The 16,765-nt window shown below is 66.8% G+C and carries 14 protein-coding genes; 4 read left to right on the forward strand and 10 right to left on the reverse strand.

All coding sequences use genetic code 11. The features are described from left to right. The 3 genes from QZX79_RS15635 to QZX79_RS15645 all read right to left on the reverse strand — a co-directional run. Nucleotides 1-499, reverse strand: a 499-nt coding sequence (locus QZX79_RS15635; RefSeq protein ID WP_294569671.1) for a DUF6318 family protein, incomplete at its 3' end; no start/stop codon positions are given. Between the two features lie 95 nt (nt 500-594). Then, entirely contained in the window at nt 595-1,443 is an 849-nt protein-coding gene (locus QZX79_RS15640; RefSeq protein ID WP_366485060.1) for a DUF6318 family protein, read from the reverse strand. After that, entirely contained in the window at nt 1,444-2,286 is an 843-nt protein-coding gene (locus tag QZX79_RS15645) for an SDR family oxidoreductase (RefSeq protein WP_294569675.1), read from the reverse strand. 128 nt (nt 2,287-2,414) lie between these two features. Here QZX79_RS15645 and QZX79_RS15650 point away from each other — a divergent pair, with 128 nt between their 5' ends. Together QZX79_RS15650 and QZX79_RS15655 are read left to right on the forward strand one after the other, a co-directional pair. Further along, nucleotides 2,415-3,404 carry a glycosyltransferase family 2 protein gene (locus tag QZX79_RS15650; protein WP_294569677.1) on the forward strand — a complete coding sequence of 330 codons (990 nt, stop codon included), beginning with the start codon at nt 2,415-2,417 and terminating at the stop codon, nt 3,402-3,404. A gap of 53 nt (nt 3,405-3,457) precedes the next feature. Then, nucleotides 3,458-3,685, forward strand: a complete 228-nt coding sequence (locus QZX79_RS15655; protein WP_294569679.1) for a DUF3072 domain-containing protein — start codon at nt 3,458-3,460, stop codon at nt 3,683-3,685. Between the two features lie 75 nt (nt 3,686-3,760). On the opposite strand, the gene ribA is transcribed toward QZX79_RS15655, so the two are convergent. Together ribA and QZX79_RS15665 are read right to left on the reverse strand one after the other, a co-directional pair. Then, nucleotides 3,761-5,182 (reverse strand): GTP cyclohydrolase II, encoded by a 1,422-nt coding sequence (ribA, locus tag QZX79_RS15660; protein ID WP_294569681.1) that lies wholly within the window; start codon nt 5,180-5,182, stop codon nt 3,761-3,763. A gap of 94 nt (nt 5,183-5,276) precedes the next feature. Next, complete coding sequence (locus QZX79_RS15665; protein ID WP_294569683.1) at nt 5,277-6,242, reverse strand: LysR substrate-binding domain-containing protein; 966 nt, start codon at nt 6,240-6,242, stop codon at nt 5,277-5,279. A 169-nt stretch (nt 6,243-6,411) separates the two neighbouring features. On the opposite strand from QZX79_RS15665, the gene QZX79_RS15670 reads away from it, so the two are divergent. Continuing rightward, a complete protein-coding gene (locus QZX79_RS15670; protein ID WP_294569686.1) occupies nt 6,412-7,890 on the forward strand; it encodes an amino acid permease in 1,479 nt (492 codons plus the stop codon). Nucleotides 7,891-7,958: 68 nt separating this feature from the next. Beyond that, complete coding sequence (locus QZX79_RS15675) at nt 7,959-11,468, forward strand: bifunctional proline dehydrogenase/L-glutamate gamma-semialdehyde dehydrogenase (protein WP_294569688.1); 3,510 nt, start codon at nt 7,959-7,961, stop codon at nt 11,466-11,468. 124 nt (nt 11,469-11,592) lie between these two features. On the opposite strand, the gene QZX79_RS15680 is transcribed toward QZX79_RS15675, so the two are convergent. The 5 genes from QZX79_RS15680 to leuD all read right to left on the reverse strand — a co-directional run bounded on the left by QZX79_RS15680 (nt 11,593) and on the right by leuD (nt 16,759). Further along, nucleotides 11,593-12,738: a D-alanine--D-alanine ligase family protein gene (locus QZX79_RS15680; protein WP_294569690.1), complete on the reverse strand. Its 1,146-nt coding sequence runs from the start codon at nt 12,736-12,738 to the stop codon at nt 11,593-11,595. Continuing rightward, nucleotides 12,735-13,766, reverse strand: a complete 1,032-nt coding sequence (locus QZX79_RS15685; protein WP_294569771.1) for an NAD(P)H-dependent glycerol-3-phosphate dehydrogenase — start codon at nt 13,764-13,766, stop codon at nt 12,735-12,737. Before QZX79_RS15685 ends, QZX79_RS15680 begins: the two co-directional genes overlap by 4 nt. Nucleotides 13,767-13,783: 17 nt before the next feature. Then, nucleotides 13,784-14,542, reverse strand: a complete 759-nt coding sequence (locus QZX79_RS15690; protein ID WP_294569692.1) for a 1-acyl-sn-glycerol-3-phosphate acyltransferase — start codon at nt 14,540-14,542, stop codon at nt 13,784-13,786. Nucleotides 14,543-14,560: 18 nt separating this feature from the next. Continuing rightward, nucleotides 14,561-15,910, reverse strand: coding sequence for a UDP-N-acetylglucosamine 1-carboxyvinyltransferase (murA, locus tag QZX79_RS15695; protein ID WP_120165292.1), 1,350 nt, complete (start codon nt 15,908-15,910; stop codon nt 14,561-14,563). A gap of 249 nt (nt 15,911-16,159) precedes the next feature. Then, entirely contained in the window at nt 16,160-16,759 is a 600-nt protein-coding gene (gene leuD / locus QZX79_RS15700) for a 3-isopropylmalate dehydratase small subunit (protein WP_294569694.1), read from the reverse strand. Nucleotides 16,760-16,765 lie beyond the last annotated feature (6 nt).

Here is a 16,765-nt window from a genome sequence, read left to right on the forward strand (position 1 = left end):
GCTCGAAAGTCGTACTGAACGTCAAAATCTCGAATGCACCGCCCCGAAGCCACCTTCCATCCTCGTAGATGCCTCCAACGACGGACTTTATCTTCTTACAGGACGCACAGGCGGGGTCAGTCACCTGGTCAAAGGCCCTCCAATCGTTGGTGGCGTATCCGTAGTTGAACAACTCGAACCAGTACCTCGTGAAGGCCTCTAGTCCCTCCTTGCTGTTCTCGTCCGCGAGTGCCGGCTTCGTTGGCACCGGAATATTGGCCGCCGGACCAATAGACGATGCAGGAGAGGGCTCCGGCGCGGCAGTGGATGCACCACCTGACGGATCAGCCGACGCTGTTGGAGGCGCCGAAACAGCAGTCGAGGTTGGAGGAAAAGAGGATGGAGAAGCTGTCTGCGCCTCGTCTGGGTCGCCCTGACATCCACTCAGCATCAGGGTTCCGGCGATAAGCACCACGAACATGCGGAACCGGAAGCGGTGGGCGGTTGAAGTCCGGTTCATGTGAGCCCCCAAGGTGGTGCGGGCAATGGCGGATGACGCATGATCAGCTTAATCCGTGGATGGCAGGGCGGTCCCGATATCCACAGATCGTTCGACTAACTGGCGCTGGGAGAGCCAAAGTCGAGCATCACCCAACGGTTGTTCTTGTGCACTGCAACGATGATGCTGCGCGTCGGCGGAAGCGCATCCGAAACAGCCGCCTCCCGACCGGACTTATCCAGGTACTTCAGTTCGGTTTGTTCGAGTTCAACGTATGACGAAATGGGCCCCTGAGCACCAGGCTCACCCTTCGTGGAGATCGAATTGACAGTGACCCTGCCACCCGTGATCCATCCACCACTTTCGTAATGCTTTCGCACCTCACCGATCACATTGGTGCAGGTATCGCACCCCCTGTCGGTAACCGTCTGCAGGGGCGCCCAGTCGTTTGATTCGTATCCATAGCTCAACAGTCCAAACCAGTACCGGGTGAAGGCTTCCAACCCCTCCTGCGACTCGGCGTCGACCCCCGGCGGCTTCTCAGGTGGCTGGAGGTCCGCAGCAGGACCGGGCGATGTGGCGGTCCCGGCTGTCGAGGACGCCGACGGACCAGCCGCACCGCCACTGGCAGGAGGCGAATTGCCTGCCTCCGTGCCCTGACAGCCTGCCAGGAACAAGGAGCCAACGACGACGACGCCCACACGCTGGATCCGCCTGCCTCGCGCTGATCGCAGTGGGCGCACCGCAACCTCCAGCCCTGACTCGGATGTACCTCTGGCGGCCGCGATCCGGCCGCACCAGGTAAGCACTTTCAGAGTAGTGGGCGCTGCGCCACCGAGGCAGTGCGAACAACGGTCTGCAGAAAGATTAGGTAGCCCAATTAGGGGTTTCGGAAATACGCCGATCACCGGAGGCGGACCGCCGATCCGCCGGTCCGCCGCTTCGCCTCCGCCAACACCAGCCACTTACAGGATCGGCTGACCACCGGTTACCGCGACACGTGCTCCGGAGACGTAGGACGCCTCATCGGAAGCCAGCATCACGTAGACCGGAGCCAGCTCCACCGGCTGCCCGGCCCGCTGCATCGGCACCTGCTGTCCGAAGCTTTCCACCTCTTCCTCCGGCATGGTGGCGGGGATCAACGGCGTCCAGATGGGACCGGGCGCCACGCTGTTCGCCCGGATCCCACGCTCGGCCAACAGTTGCGCCAGCGACGCCGTCATATTGGCGATCCCTGCCTTGGTCACGGAATAGGGAACAAGGGTCGGCAGAGGGTTGTCGGAGTTCACGGAGCTCGATCCGATGATCGATGCTCCCGGCTCCATGTGAGGCAGCGCCGCCTTCGTCAGGTGGAAAAAGGCGCTGAGGTTAATGGCGATGGTCCGGTCCCACTCCTCGTCCGGAATTTCCTCTAGGGTCTCGTGGCTCATTTGGAAAGCCGCGTTGTTGACCAGGACGTCGACCCGGCCGAACTCCTTCACCGCCCGTTCGATGACGGCCCTGCAGTAGGCGGGGTCGGCCAGGTCACCCGGGAACAGCACTGCTTTCCGGCCTGCCTGCTCCACCCAGCGGGCGGTGTCCCTTGCGTCTTCCTCCTCCTCTTCGAGGTAGCTGATGAGCACGTCCGCACCCTCGCGGGCATAAGCGATGGCGACGGCCTTCCCAATGCCGCTGTCTCCACCGGTAATGACGGCGGCCTTCCCTTCGAGCCTGCCCGAACCCCGGTAGCTCTCCTCGCCATGATCAGGCTTCGGATCCATCGCGGCGGTGGTGCCGGGAGGCGTCTGCTGCTGGGCTGGCTGGCTCATTGGTGCTCCTCGCTGATCGGTGGCGTTCCTAGAATCGTTCGCAGAACAACCCTAGGCATCACCACCGGAAATTGGGAAGCACACTTAGTATTTACACATGACCCAATCGACAGGAGGCGGCGAACCCCATGGCGTCATCGGCGGAGTACATCCTTCCCCTGAAGTGGACCGGAGAGGGGCCGATCACTGAATTGGCCGACTACCTGGCCACGCTTCCGGAATGGGTCGAGGTCACAGTGGTTGACGGGTCCCCGGAAAACTCGTTCGAGCGACATGCACGCGCCCTCCCGCCACGGGTCCGGGTTCTCCGCCCGGATGCCTCCGGTGCCGGCAACGGCAAGGTGATTGGCGTGCTGACCGGCGTGAGGGCGGCCCGTCATGAGCGGCTGGTACTGGCCGACGACGACGTCCGCTACAGTGCCGAGCAGCTTCGCGAGGTGGTGAACCGGCTCGACGACGCCGACCTCGTCCGTCCGCAAAACTATTTCCGCGAACTGCCCTGGCATGCCCGCTGGGATACGGCGCGCTCCCTCATCAACCGGGCCCTCGGCTCGGATTACCCGGGAACGCTTGCGGTCCGCCGGAGCATCCTTGAGGCGACCGATGGGTACAGCAGCGAAGCACTGTTCGAAAACCTCGAGCTGATCCGCACCGTCCACGCCGCAGGCGGCCGGGAGGCAAGGGCCGACGACGTGTTCGTGGTACGGATCCCGCCAACCGCACGCCATTTCCTAGGCCAGCGGATCCGCCAGGCATACGACAGCTTCGCCCAACCGGGCCGCCTCGCAGCCGAACTGCTCATCGTGCCGCTGGCCGCCTACGCCGCGGAACGCCCGCACCGCCTTCTGGCAGGCATCGGCTCCCTGATGGCACTGGCGGAGGTGGGACGCCGACGGCAGGGCGGACGGTCGATCTTTCCCCCGACCTCCGCCTTCTGGGCGCCGGTGTGGGCGCTCGAGCGGGGAATCTGCATCTGGCTGGCCGTCCTGAGCAGACTGAGGGGCGGCGTGCCCTACGCCGGCGGACGCATGAAGCTCGCCGCACACTCTCAGGCGTGGCTGGGCCGCCGTCATGCACAAGCACACACCCGACCGCGACAAGGAGCAGAAGCTCAGTAGACTGAGTACCAACCGAGAAGCCACGACGCGGGACCACCACGAAAGGAACTGACATGGCAGACACCTTGGGAAGCTCCACCCCTGAGCCGGCGGGCGATTTCGAGCGCGACCCCTCCGACTGGGTCACCGGCGACGAACCGATGACCGATGCGCAGCGAAGCTACCTCGATACCCTCGCCCGGGAGGCCGGCGAGGAGATTCCGGCCGACATCACCAAGGCGGAGGCGTCCGAGCATATCGACCGCCTGCAGCAGAAGAGCAAGCGCCTCTCCGACTCATAGCTCACGGGCTCACAGCTTTCCGGCTCACAGAAAGCCGGGCAGCCGGCAGCGTAGCCGGCAGCGCCATGGATTCGCCTACGAGCGGACCGCAGCCCCGGCCTGTTCCCGCGCTGCGGCGAAGTTGAACTCCGTGCAGATGTCCTGGCCGAAGACGAACCTCCGCACCGGTGCGGTGCGTGCCTCGGCGAGCGCATCCGACCCCTCGAACCGCACACCGGGCACGCCGTCACCGACAAGCAGGGGCGCCGTCGTCAGGTAGAGGCGGTCCAACGTGCCCGCCGCAAGGAAGGCGGACACGGTACGGCCTCCGCCTTCGACGAGCACCCTGTCCAGCCCCTGTCCGCGCAGCAGCTTCAGGAGTTCAACCGGCTCAAACTGCCTGGGCTGCAGCCGAAGGATCCGGACATGGGCGGCCACTTCGTCCGGCACCTGGGCATCGGTTCCAACGAGCCACAGGGTGGGAGCGGCGCCGTCGGTCAGGATTCGGGATCCGGTCCCGACACGCGCCGTGGGGTCGAGCACCACCCGGGTCGGGTTTGTTCCCGGAATGTCCCTTACGGTCAGTTGCGAGTCATCGGCGGCCACGGCGCCGGCACCGATGACGACGGCGTCGACCAGGGCCCGGAGACGGTGCAGGTGGGTGCGGTCCTCGCGGGCATCGGCGACAGTGCCGTCACCGCTGCGCGAGGCAATGAAGCCGTCGAGGCTCTGCCTGAGCTGGGCGAGGACGACCGGCCCCTCAGCTGCCGCGAGGTACCCGTAGCGGTGGACCAGGTCCTCGGGCTCACCGGCGAGCGGGGCAGCCGGCACCCTGCCGGCAGTGAGTTCGCCCCACGTGTCGCTGGCCGGAGCGGGATCGTGGCGCATCCGCAAGCGTTTCGTGGCGAGATACGCCGCGTTCTCGGCACGGTCGGCCACCGCGAGGTTCAGGCGCTCGGCGACAGAGATTCCAAGGTCCTCCAGCGCCTCCTGCTTCGCGGGGTTCCCGGAGAGCAACCGGATCCGGTCCACGCCGAGGTCCTGGAGAATTTCGGCCGCCTGGTGGTAGCTGCGCGAGTCGACCGGGAGGCCGAGCGAAGTATTGGCGTCAACGGTGTCGACGCCCTGGTCCTGGAGGGCGTAAGCCTTGAGCTTCGCGAGCAGCCCGATCCCCCGGCCTTCATGGCCGCGGACGTAGACGACCACTCCCCTGCCTTCGTCGCTGATGGCAGCGAGTGCCGCATCAAGCTGCTCACCGCAGTCGCAGCGGAAGGAACCGAACGCGTCCCCGGTCAGGCATTCGGAGTGGACCCGGACCAGGGGCGCTGCACCGGCAGGCAACGACTCCCCGGTCGCCGTCGTCACATCGTCGATCCCCCGCACCAGCGCGACGTGCTCGGTGTTTTCGGCGTCTCGGTATCCGACCATACGAAAGAGACCGTGCCGTGTGGGTAGCACCGTCTCGGTGACCCGCTCAACCGTTGAGGGAATCAGAAGCGGATCGAACGAAAAAGCCATGAATCAACCTTAGTCGGGGGCAGGGGTCGCACTAAACGGGGCCGACGGGATATTCCGCTAGCTCCTCGTAGGAAGAACGTCCACAGGGTGCGCTTTATTGCCTGCCGCCAGGATCGCCCGCTGCTGTGCCCGTTCCCGGCCTGGCGCGGTGCTCGGCCCCGGCTGCAACCATTGCGGCCGAACGCGCCAGGACCTCCCTGCAGGCCAGCAGCGCCGGACGGTTGGTGCTGGCCCGACGTGCCGAGGTGAAGACCGACCTCCGCGGATTGTCGGGAAGGTCATAGAGCTTCACCGTGGTCTGCCTCCCGGTCCAGACGAGGTCCGGCATCAGCGCCACCGCGTTGCCGGACTCGATGAGGCGGATCTGCGCCTGCAGGTCCGCCGTCTCATACCGGACGTCGGGCTCGAAACCCGCGCGGCGGCACGCCTGCTCGGCCCAATGGCGGGAAGCCGCACCCCGGGGCTCCATTACCCAGGCCGCATCGGCGGCCTCGGCCACGGTGCTGATCCCCAGGTGGTTGAGCGGATCGGGCGGCACTGCGAGCCGGATGGCGTCCGTCGTGAGGGCGACCTGGTCGAGTTCCGGATGGCGTGGCGCGGCGTGGCCCGGGTACTGCTCGGCAATCACCAGATCGAAGTCACGGGCGAAGGTTTCGTAGAGCGCCGTCTCCGGTTCGCGCTGCACCATCTCGATCCGGACCTCCGGATACTCCTTCGTCATAATGGTCAGCGCATCGGGCATCAGCGCCAGCGCGGCGGATTGGAACACGGCCACGCGCACCGTGCCGGTGACCGTGGTGAGCGATGCCGCGAGGTCGGCCTCGGCTCGCTCGAGGATCTCGAGCAGTTCGGCCGTGTGCGCCACGAGGACCTCCGCCTGGGGTGTCAGCGTCACGCCGCGCCCGGATTTCCGGAGCAGTTCAACTCCGACCTCCTTCTCAAGGAGGGCCAACTGCTGGGACACGGAGGACGGACTGTAGCGGAGAGCCGAGGCCACCTCGCTCAGGGTCCCGCGGATCTTCAACTCTCGGAGCAGGCGCAGCCGTCGAACGTCGAGCATCGTGCCACCAATACTTTAGGGAATCTGAACAATATCATTCGCAAAACCTAGCTTTTGCTAAATGAAAATCGGCACCATAATGGATCAGTTCCCAAAGTGGCGGACACCACTGTGTTTATCGTGCGACACCAGCGTGGCCGACCCTCCCCTCTCTTCCGGATGGACCGTTATGACGAACGCATCGGATCGAAGCCTGCCTCCAACGGGCGGCTCTTCAACCTCGATCCTTCGGCGGAAGCCGATCGACGACGTCGAGGATGAGAAGGGCGGAACCAAGCTCTTCAAGAGCCTGGGACTGTGGCAGCTGACGGCCATCGGCGTCGGCGGAATCATCGGCGTGGGCATCTTCACCCTGGCCGGTCTCGTGGCGAACGGCGGTGAGGACGGCCAGCCCGTGGGGCCCGCTGTCCTGATCTCCTTCCTCGTCGCAGGCCTGGCCAGCGCGGCGGCCGCACTCTCCTACGCGGAGTTCGCCGGGATGATTCCCCGTGCCGGATCCGCCTACACCTACGGCTATGTCGCCCTGGGCGAGATCATCGGCTGGTTCATCGGCTGGGACCTGCTCCTCGAATACATCGCCATCGTGGCCGTCGTCGCCATCGGCATCTCCGGGTACTTCACCGAATTCATGTCCGGCATCGGCATCCAGGTTCCGGTCTGGATGCAGGGAACACCGGACACCATAGAGGGCGGGCTCATCAACGTGCCCGCCATCGTCGTGTGCCTGCTCATCACCTTCATCCTCAGCCGTGGCACCAAGACCTTCGGCCGCTTCGAACTGATCGCCGTCGGGCTGAAGATCCTGCTGATCATCGGCATCGTCGGTCTCGGGTTCTTCTACGTCAACGTCGACAACTACACGCCGTTCCTGCCCTCCGGCTTCGGCGCCATTTTCGCCGGTGCGGCAACAGTGTTCTTTGCGGTGTTCGGCTATGACGCCATGAGTACCGCCGCCGAAGAGGCGACCGACGGCAAGAAGCACATGCCCAAGGCGATCCTGCTCTCCCTGGCCATCGCGATGTTCCTCTACGTCCTGGCCACCCTCGTGCTCACCGGGATGCAGAACTACACCGAGATCAGCCCCACCGCCGGCTTCGCCTCCGCCTTCCAGTCCGTCGGCCTGCCCGTGATCGCCACGATCATCTCGGCGTTCGCCGTAATCTCGATCCTCACGGTCATGCTGACCTTCCTCCTCGGCGTCACCCGGGTCTGGTTCTCCATGAGCCGCGACGGACTGCTCCCCGCCTGGTTCTCCGGCACCGACCGCCACGGCACCCCGCAGCGCGTGACCTGGATCGCCGGCATCGCCGCTGCCCTGCTGGCCGGGGTATTCCCGATCCGCGCCGTCGCCGACCTCACCAACATCGGCATCCTCGCGGCATTCGTCGTCGTCTGCGTCGCCGTCATCGTCCTGCGCCGCAAGGCACCGGACGCTCCGCGCACCTTCCGCCTCCCCTGGATGCCGGTTGTTCCGGCCTTCGGCGTGCTGGCCTCCGGTTTCCTGATGCTCCAGCTCGAATTCGAAACCTGGATGCGGTTCGGTGTCTGGCTGATCATCGGCCTGGTCATCTACTGGTTCTACGGCCGCAAGCACTCCCTGATGAACCCGAACAGCCCGCGTCACACCCAAGATGTCCGGAACGCCTGACCGGCGCCACCGGCTCCCGCTCCGCCCAGCAGGGCGGCGCCAGTAACAGTTGAATGGATACAGAAATCATGACTAGCTCACTGTCCGACCGCGGAGACATCATCTCCGACGGCGGAACGGGCGCCGCCGGCGCCACCGGTCCGGACGCCGCAGGCTCCGGTCCAATTCCTGAGCACCTCGCGGCCGAGGCCACGGCGCTGGTGCGCCGCTGGCTCACCGAAGCGGCCAAGGTACCGGTCGACGCCTCCGCCGAGCAGTTGGCCGGCGTCCTCAAGGACCCGCACGGCCTTGAGTTCACCGTGGGATTCGTGGACGGCGTGATCCGCCCCGAGGATCTGTCGGTCGCCGCGCGCAACCTCGCGGCTATCGCCCCCAAGGTGCCCGCCTTCCTCCCGTGGTACATGCGCTCCGCCGTGCGCCTGGGCGCCACCGTGGCCCCGGTCCTGCCGCAGGTCGTCATTCCGGTGGCGCGGCGGGTGCTGCGAGAGATGGTCGGCCACCTGATCATCGACGCCTCGGACCAGAAGCTGGGCAAGTCGATCAGCAAGATCCGCAAGGACGACACCCGGCTGAACGTCAACCTCCTGGGTGAGGCCGTTCTCGGCGAGCACGAAGCCGAGCGCCGCCTCGAGGGGACCATGAAGCTCCTCGCCCGCCCGGATGTCGACTACGTGTCCATCAAGGTCTCCTCGACCGTCTCCCCCCACTCCCCCTGGGCGTTCGAGGAAGCCGTCCAGCACGTCACCGAGAAGCTGACGCCGCTGTACACGCTGGCCGCGTCCACCACCCCCGCCAAGTTCATCAACCTGGACATGGAGGAGTACAAGGACCTGGACCTGACGATCGCGGTGTTCACCGCGATCCTCGACCGCCCCGAGTTCAAGAACCTCGAGGCCGGCATCGTGCTCCAGGCCTACCTGCCGGACTCCCTCGCAGCGATGATCCGCCTGCAGGAATGGGCAGCGAAGCGCCGCGCCGAAGGCGGTGCCGCGATCAAGGTCCGCGTCGTCAAGGGCGCCAACCTGCCCATGGAACAGGTCGAGGCATCCCTTCACGACTGGCCGCTGGCCACCTGGGGCTCCAAGCAGGAATCCGACACCCACTACAAGCGGGTGCTCAACTACGCCCTTCATCCCGACCGCATCGGCAACGTGCGCATCGGCGTCGCCGGCCACAACCTGTTCGACCTCGCCTTCGCCTGGCTCCTCGCCGGTGAGCGCGGCGTCCGCGACGGCATCGAGTTCGAGATGCTCCTCGGCATGGCCCAGGGCCAGGCGGAGGCGGTCAAGAAGGACGTCGGCTCCCTGCTGCTCTACACCCCGGTGGTGCATCCCCGGGAGTTCGACGTCGCCATCGCCTACCTGATCCGCCGCCTCGAAGAGGGGGCCAGCCAGGAAAACTTCATGTCGGCGGTGTTCGAACTCTCCTCCAACGAGGCGCTGTTCGCCCGGGAGGAGGACCGGTTCCTCCGCTCGCTCGAGGCCCTGGATGACACGGTGCCCGGCCCGAACCGCACGCAGGACCGCAACCAGTCCGAGCCTCCCGCGCCCACGACCGGCTTCACCAACACCCCTGACACGGATCCGTCCCTGCCGGCCAACCGCCGCTGGGGCCGTGCGGTGCTCAAGCGGGTCGAGGGTTCCGGCCTGGGCGAAGCGACGGTCGCGGCGACCACACTGCGGGACCCCGAGGCCCTCGAGCGCGTCATCTCCGAGGCTCTGGCCGAGGCCGACGCCTGGGGTGCCCTGAGCGGTGCCGAGCGTGCGGAGATCCTGCACCGCGCCGGCGACGCACTGGCGGCCCGCCGGGCCGACCTGATGGAGGTCATGGCGGCCGAGACCGGCAAGACCCTCGACCAGTCCGACCCGGAAATCTCCGAGGCGATCGACTTCGCGCATTACTACGCCGAGCTCGCCCGCGGGCTCGACGACGTTGACGGTGCCGTCTACACTCCGGCGAAGCTCACAGTCGTCACTCCCCCGTGGAACTTCCCGGTGGCCATTCCGGCCGGCTCGACCCTGGCGGCCCTCGCGGCCGGTTCCTCGGTGATCATCAAGCCCGCAGGGCAGGCGCCGCGCAGCGGTTCGGTGATGGTGGAGGCACTGTGGGAGGCCGGCGTTCCGCGCGGCGTCCTGCAGCTCGTCCACCTCGATGAGCGGTCCCTGGGCACCAAGCTGATCTCCGACGCGCGCGTCGACCGGGTCATCCTGACCGGCGGGTACGAGACGGCGCAGCTGTTCCGTTCCTTCCGCCAGGACCTGCCCCTGCTGGCGGAGACCTCCGGCAAGAACTCGATCATCGTCACTCCGAGCGCGGACTTCGACCTCGCGGCCAAGGACGTGGCGTACTCGGCCTTCGGCCATGCGGGCCAGAAGTGCTCGGCGGCGTCCCTGGTGATCCTTGTGGGCAGCGTGCGGCACTCCCAGCGTTTCCGCAATCAGCTCGTCGATGCGGTCACCTCCCTGAAGGTCGGCTATCCCTCGGATCCGGCCACGCAGATGGGCCCGGTCATCGAGCCCGCCTCCGGCAAGCTGCTCGACGGACTGACCAAGCTCGGCGAGGACGAGAACTGGCTGATCCAGCCCCGCAGGCTCGACGACACGGGCCGGCTGTGGAGCCCCGGCGTCCGCGCCGGCGTCAAGCGCGGTTCCGAGTACCACCTCACCGAGTACTTCGGTCCGATCCTGGGCGTCATGACCGCAGAGACGATCGAAGAGGCAATCGAGATCGCCAACCAGGTCGACTACGGCCTGACCGCCGGGCTGCACTCCCTCAACCCGGGAGAGATCGGCACCTGGGTCGACTCGATCCAGGCCGGCAACCTGTACGTGAACCGCAGCACCACGGGAGCGATCGTCCAGCGTCAGCCGTTTGGCGGGTGGAAGAAGTCAGCCGTCGGTGCGGGCACCAAGGCCGGCGGACCGAACTACCTCGTCGGACTGGGCAACTGGAGCACGCGGAAGTCAACGGCGTCCGCCGAGCCGGTTCCGGCTGCGCAGCCTCTGCTGGCCGCCGTGGCACCCGAGGCCGGCTCCGAGCTGCGCGAGGGCGACTTAGCGATGCTCCAGCGCGCGGCGGCCTCCGACGCGGCGGCCTGGGCGGACGAGTTCGGCGCGGCCAAGGACGTGTCGGCGCTCACGGCGGAGCGGAACGTGTTCCGTTACCTCCCGGTCCCCGTGACCGTCCGCCTCGCCGAAGGTGAGCCGGTCGTCAAGCTGATCCGCGTCCTCGCCGCCGCAGCCGCTGCCGGTTCAACCGTGCGCGTGTCCTCGGCCGTGGAACTGACCAGCGCGCTCTCGACCGCGGTCCGCACCTTCGCGGCATCGGTCACCATCGAAACCGACGAGGAGTGGCTGGTGTCCGTTGCCCGCCACGAAGCCGGGCGCCTCCGCCTCATCGGCGGTGACCCTGCTGCCCTGGCCAAGGCAACCGGCGGGCGCCCCGACCTGGCCGTGTACCACCAGCCCGTCACCGAGGCCGGCCGGGTCGAAATGCTGCCCTTCCTGCACGAGCAGGCAGTGAGCATCACCGCCCACCGGTTCGGCACCAAGAACGAGCTCTCGGTGGGCCTGATCTAGCCGACCCACGCACAACCAGAAGCGCCCCTCCCCGATTCGGGGAGGGGCGCTTCGGTGTTCAGGGCCAACTATGGACACGCCGCGGGCGGCCGCAGCAGGCCGAAGGTGACCGCCGAGGGGCCGGTCAGCGCAGGCCGGTCCTGCGCTCGAGTGCCAGTTCGATCAGCTCGTCGATGAGGTCGGTGTAGGTGAGACCCGACTTGGCCCACATCTGCGGGTACATGCTGATCGGGGTGAATCCGGGCATGGTGTTGATCTCATTGATGATCAGCTCGCCCGCCGGGGTGTAGAAGAAGTCGACCCGGGACAGCCCTTCGGCGCCCACGGCGTCGAAGGCCTGCGCGGCCAGGTCGCGGACCGAGTCGGTGACGTGCGGCGGAAGGTCGGCCGGGCAGCTCAGCTGCGCGGCGTTCCCGTCGACATACTTGGCTTCGAAGTCATACCAGTCGTGGCCACCCGGCTGCACCGCAATCTCTCCGGGCAGCGAGGTCCGCGGGTCCTGCGTGCCCCGGCCCTGCAGGACGGCAACCTCAATCTCGCGTCCGTCGATGCCTGCCTCGACGATGACCTTGGGATCGAAGACCCGCGCGGCCTCGATGGCCTGCCGCAGGCCCGCCGGGGACTCGACCCGGCTGATCCCCATCGACGATCCCGCGCGCGCAGGCTTCACGAACACCGGGAAGTCGAGGTCCGCGGCGCGCCGCAGGCACTCCTCGCTGTCCTTTTCCCACTGCCGGTTGGTAACCACCGCGTAGGGGCCCACCTTCAGCCCGGCCGACGCGAACACGACCTTCATGTAGTGCTTGTCCATGCCGACGGCGGAGGCCAGGACGCCGGCGCCGACGTAGCGGATGTCCGCCATCTCAAGCATGCCCTGCAGCGTTCCGTCTTCACCGAACGGCCCGTGCAGCAGAGGCATAACGACGTCGACGCCGCCGAGGCTGCGTGGCATCGAGTCAGGTGCCGTCACCATCAGTTCCTGTCCCCGGGCAGCGTCGGGGAAGGCCGCCGAGGAGATGACAACGGACTCGGAGGAGGCCGTCACCTCGGGGAGGGTGCCGGAGCTCAGCGACCACTGGGAGGGATCCTCGGACACCAGCGCCCACTGCCCGTTCTTGGCAATGCCCACGGGAACGACGTCGTACTTCGACCGGTCGATCGCATTGAGGACGCCGGCGGCGGTGACGCAGCTGACCGAGTGCTCGCTGGAGCGCCCCCCGAACAGGACAAGGACGCGGGGCCTGCGCCCCGGAGTGGATTCACTTGTCACGGAGTATGTTCGCCTTCCGGTTTGAGGTCGCGGGCCAGAAGGCGCGGTCCCAGATCGTTAACTGAAATACTCCCCTGGAGCACTGCCACAACATTATCGGTGATCGGCATGTCGACGCCGAGCTGGGTGGCGAGGTCGAGCACGGCCTGGGCCGACTTGATGCCCTCGGCGGTCTGGTTCATGCGCACCGTGACCTGCTCAAGGGTGAGGCCCTGGCCAAGCAGGTGCCCGGCGGTGTGGTTGCGGGACAGCGCGGAGGAGCAGGTGGCGATGAGGTCGCCCATTCCGGCGAGCCCGGCGAGGGTCTCCGCCCGCGCGCCGAGCGCCACCGCCAGTCGGGTCGTTTCGGCAAGGCCGCGGGTGATGACCGAGGCCTTGGTGTTGTCCCCCATCCTCCGCCCCTCGCAGATGCCGACGGCCAGGGCGATGACGTTCTTGACGATGCCACCGATCTCCACTCCGACGACGTCCGTCGTGGTGTAGGGCCGGAAGTAGGAGGCGGTGCAGGCGGCGGCGATCCAGGCGGCGACGTCGTGGTTCGAGCAGGCGACGACCGAGGCGGTGGGCTCCTGGCGGGCGATTTCCATTGCGAGGTTCGGCCCCGACACCACGGCGACGCGGTCGGCGGGGAGGCTGAGCTCGGCGGCGATGACTTCGCTCATGCGCGCGTCGGTGCCGACTTCGAGTCCCTTCATGAGCGAGACGACGACGGCACCGTCGGGGATCAGGGCCTTCCAGCCGGCCAGCTGGGGGCGCAGGGTCTGCGCCGGGACGGCCAGGACGACGAGCTGGGCGTCCGCGAGGACGGCGCCGACATCGCTCGAAGCGGTGATGTTGCCGGGCAGGACGACGTCACCGAGGTACCTGCTGTTGCGGTGGGAGCCGTTGATCTCGAGGGTGACCTCTTCACGGCGGGCCCAGAGCCGGACCACCGCATCCTTGGAGGAGTCGGCGAGGACCTTCGCGAAGGTGGTCCCCCAGCTTCCCGCTCCGAGGACGGCGACACGGGTGGGCACCGGGCGTCCCATCCGGGACGTTCCAGCACTCACGCGTTGTCCTCCTCCGCCGCGTCGAAGTCGCGGCCTGTCCGTTTCTGTCGTTTCGCGGCCGGGTCCCAACGCTCCGCCGGCGGCTGCTCGCCGCGCAGCTCGGCGAGCAGGGCGGTGACGGCGTCAAGGATGCGGTCGGTTGCCTCGTTCAGGGTGTCCCGGGTGATCGGGCGGTCCCGGAAGTCGCTGAGGTCCACGGGATCCCCGACGATGACCCGTGAGGTCTTCCGCGGGAAGAGGTAAAGACGCCGGGCGTACCGGGGAAACACCTCATGCGCTCCCCAGTGCGCCATGGGCACCACGGGCGCGCCGGTCTGCAGGGCCAGGCGGGCGGCGCCGGTCCGGCCCTTCATCGGCCACATCCCCGGATCGCGGGTGAGGGTGCCTTCGGGGTAGACGATGACTCCGCCGCCGTCGGCGATGGCCTGCTGGGCCGCCTCGAGGGACCGGTTCGCTCCGGCGGTGGTGCGCTCGACCGGGATCTGCCCGGTGGCGCGCAGCGCACCTCCCAGCACGGGCACCGAAAACAGGGACGCCTTGGCCAGGAAGTGGGGCATCACCTTGTTGTTGTAGAGGAAATGCCCCACGACCACCGGGTCGATCTCGGTGACGTGGTTCGGGCACAGGATGAAGCCGGAATCCCGCGGCAGTTTTTCCGTGTGAATCCACTGCTTGTTCATCAGCAGATTCATGACCGGACGCAGGATCCCGGCGAGCACCGCAAAGGCGGCCCGTGACGTGCCTGTCTCACCCATGCCTGGTGCGCCCCGGACCTAGAGGAGTCCCGCGGCGAAGACCGGGGCTTCCTCCGTGATGTCGAAATCGGCGCCAAGGCCCTCGAGCTTGTCCTGGAAGCGCTCGTACCCGCGGTTGATGAGCTCGATGCCCGTCACCCGTGAGGTTCCTTCGGCCGCAAGGGCTGCGATGAGGTGGCTGAAGCCGCCCCGCAGGTCGGGGATGTCGATGTCGGCCCCGCGCAGCTGCGTCGGGCCCGAGATGACGGCGGAGTGGAGGAAGTTCCGCTGGCCGAAGCGGCACGGCACGCTGCCGAGGCACTCGCGGTGGACCTGGATGTTCGCGCCCATGCGGATCAGTGCCTCGGTGAAGCCAAACCGGTTTTCATAGACGGTCTCGTGGACGATTGAGACGCCCGAGGCCTGGGTGAGCGCAACGACGAGGGGCTGCTGCCAGTCCGTCATGAACCCGGGGTGCACGTCCGTCTCGAGGACCAGCGGCTTGAGCGGGCCGCCGGGGTGGTAGAAGCGGATCCCGTCGTCGTCGACGTCGAAGGCGCCGCCGACCTTCCGGTAGGTGTTGAGGAAGGCGGTCAGATCGAGCTGGCGTGCGCCCTCGACGTAGATGTCGCCCTTGGTGACCAGGGCCGCCGACGCCCAGGAGGCGGTCTCGTTGCGGTCGGAGATGGCCTTGTGGTTGTAGCCGGTCAGTTCCCGGACGCCCTCGATGCGGATGACGCGGTCGGTCTGGACCGTGATGATGGCGCCCATCTTCTGCAGCACCGCGATGAGGTCCATGATCTCGGGCTCAACTGCGGCACCGGACAGCTCGGTGATGCCTTCGGCGCGGATCGCGGTCAGCAGCACCTGCTCGGTGGCTCCGACGCTGGGGTACGGCAGCGACAGCTTGGCGCCGTGGAGGCCCTTCGGGGCGGAGATGGAGATGCCGCCCGGGCGCTTGTCGACGACTGCGCCAAAGTTGCGAAGAACCTGGAGGTGGTAGTCGATGGGACGGTCGCCGATCTTGCAGCCACCGAGATCGGGGATGAACGCCTCACCGATGCTGTGCATCAGGGGCCCGCAGAAGAGGATGGGGATGCGCGAGTCGCCGGCGTGCGCATCGATGTCCTTGGACTGCGCCATCTTGGCGGCGCTGGGATCCATGGTGAGATCGCCGGTCACCGGGTCCTTGGTGACCTCCACGCCGTGTAGGCGCAGCAGGCTGGTGACAACCTCAACGTCCTTGATCTCGGGAACGTTGCGCAGGACAGACGGGGTGTTTCCCAGCAGGGACGCCACCATGGCCTTCGGCACGAGGTTCTTCGCTCCGCGGACGGAGACTTTCCCATTAAGTGGAACCCCACCGCGGATGGTCAGAACGTTACCCATGAATACCTAATTTCCTCATACAAATATGCCCCCGCAGAACGTGATTGCCCGAGTACAGCATAGGAGCTTGTCGAACCGAACTGAAATGCAAGGCTAGTTCATTCCTGCCTTGCCTAATGGTTAGAACCGCGGATCGGCGGGCAAGATTCCTTAACGCAATCAGGATCACACCGGTTTGACCGGCGGCTCGGAACGGGTCTCCGAAGGGGTTTTCACTCCCCGACGGGGAGTCGGTGCGCCGGGCCGGGGCTAGGTGCGCACCGGCAGGGTGGTAGGCCGGAAGCTCGGCCGGGTGGCCTCGAACTCGGTGATGTCGGGCTCATGGCGAAGGGTCAGCCCGATGTCGTCGAGCCCTTCGAGCAGCCGCCAGCGCGTGTAGTCGTCGATCTGGAACAGCGCGCTCACCGGACCGCAGACGGCCGTGCGGGCCTGGAGGTCAACGGTAACCGTGGCACCGGGCTCGTTCTCGAGCACCTTCCAGATCAGTTCGATTTCGTCCTGGGCGACCTGGGCCGCCACGAGTCCCTGCTTGCCCGAGTTGCCCCGGAAGATATCGGCGAAGCGTGAGGAGAGCACGGCCCGGAAGCCGAAGTCCTTGAGCGCCCACACGGCATGTTCCCGGGATGATCCGGTGCCGAAGTCGGGGCCCGCGACGAGCACCGAGCCGCGCGTGTAGGGCTCCCGGTTGAGAATGAAGTTCTCATCCTTGCGCCAGGCGGCGAACAGCGCATCCTCGAAGCCGGTCCGGGTGATCCGCTTGAGGTAGACGGCGGGGATGATCTGGTCGGTGTCGACATTGCTCTGACGCAGCGGAACACCGATGCCGGTGTGCGTGGTGATCTTTTCCATGGCGGG

Source organism: uncultured Arthrobacter sp., from assembly GCF_902805515.1.
GTDB lineage: Bacteria > Actinomycetota > Actinomycetes > Actinomycetales > Micrococcaceae > Arthrobacter_D.

Coding starts and splice junctions, on each gene's coding strand:
- QZX79_RS15685 (WP_294569771.1), bottom strand. CDS start 13,766: ATGGGACGCCCGGTGCCCACCCGTGTCGCCGTCCTCGGAGCGGGAAGC.
- QZX79_RS15650 (WP_294569677.1), top strand. CDS start 2,415: ATGGCGTCATCGGCGGAGTACATCCTTCCCCTGAAGTGGACCGGAGAG.
- murA (WP_120165292.1), bottom strand. CDS start 15,910: ATGGGTAACGTTCTGACCATCCGCGGTGGGGTTCCACTTAATGGGAAA.
- QZX79_RS15690 (WP_294569692.1), bottom strand. CDS start 14,542: ATGGGTGAGACAGGCACGTCACGGGCCGCCTTTGCGGTGCTCGCCGGG.
- QZX79_RS15645 (WP_294569675.1), bottom strand. CDS start 2,286: ATGAGCCAGCCAGCCCAGCAGCAGACGCCTCCCGGCACCACCGCCGCG.
- QZX79_RS15675 (WP_294569688.1), top strand. CDS start 7,959: ATGACTAGCTCACTGTCCGACCGCGGAGACATCATCTCCGACGGCGGA.
- QZX79_RS15655 (WP_294569679.1), top strand. CDS start 3,458: ATGGCAGACACCTTGGGAAGCTCCACCCCTGAGCCGGCGGGCGATTTC.
- ribA (WP_294569681.1), bottom strand. CDS start 5,182: ATGGCTTTTTCGTTCGATCCGCTTCTGATTCCCTCAACGGTTGAGCGG.
- QZX79_RS15665 (WP_294569683.1), bottom strand. CDS start 6,242: ATGCTCGACGTTCGACGGCTGCGCCTGCTCCGAGAGTTGAAGATCCGC.
- leuD (WP_294569694.1), bottom strand. CDS start 16,759: ATGGAAAAGATCACCACGCACACCGGCATCGGTGTTCCGCTGCGTCAG.
- QZX79_RS15670 (WP_294569686.1), top strand. CDS start 6,412: ATGACGAACGCATCGGATCGAAGCCTGCCTCCAACGGGCGGCTCTTCA.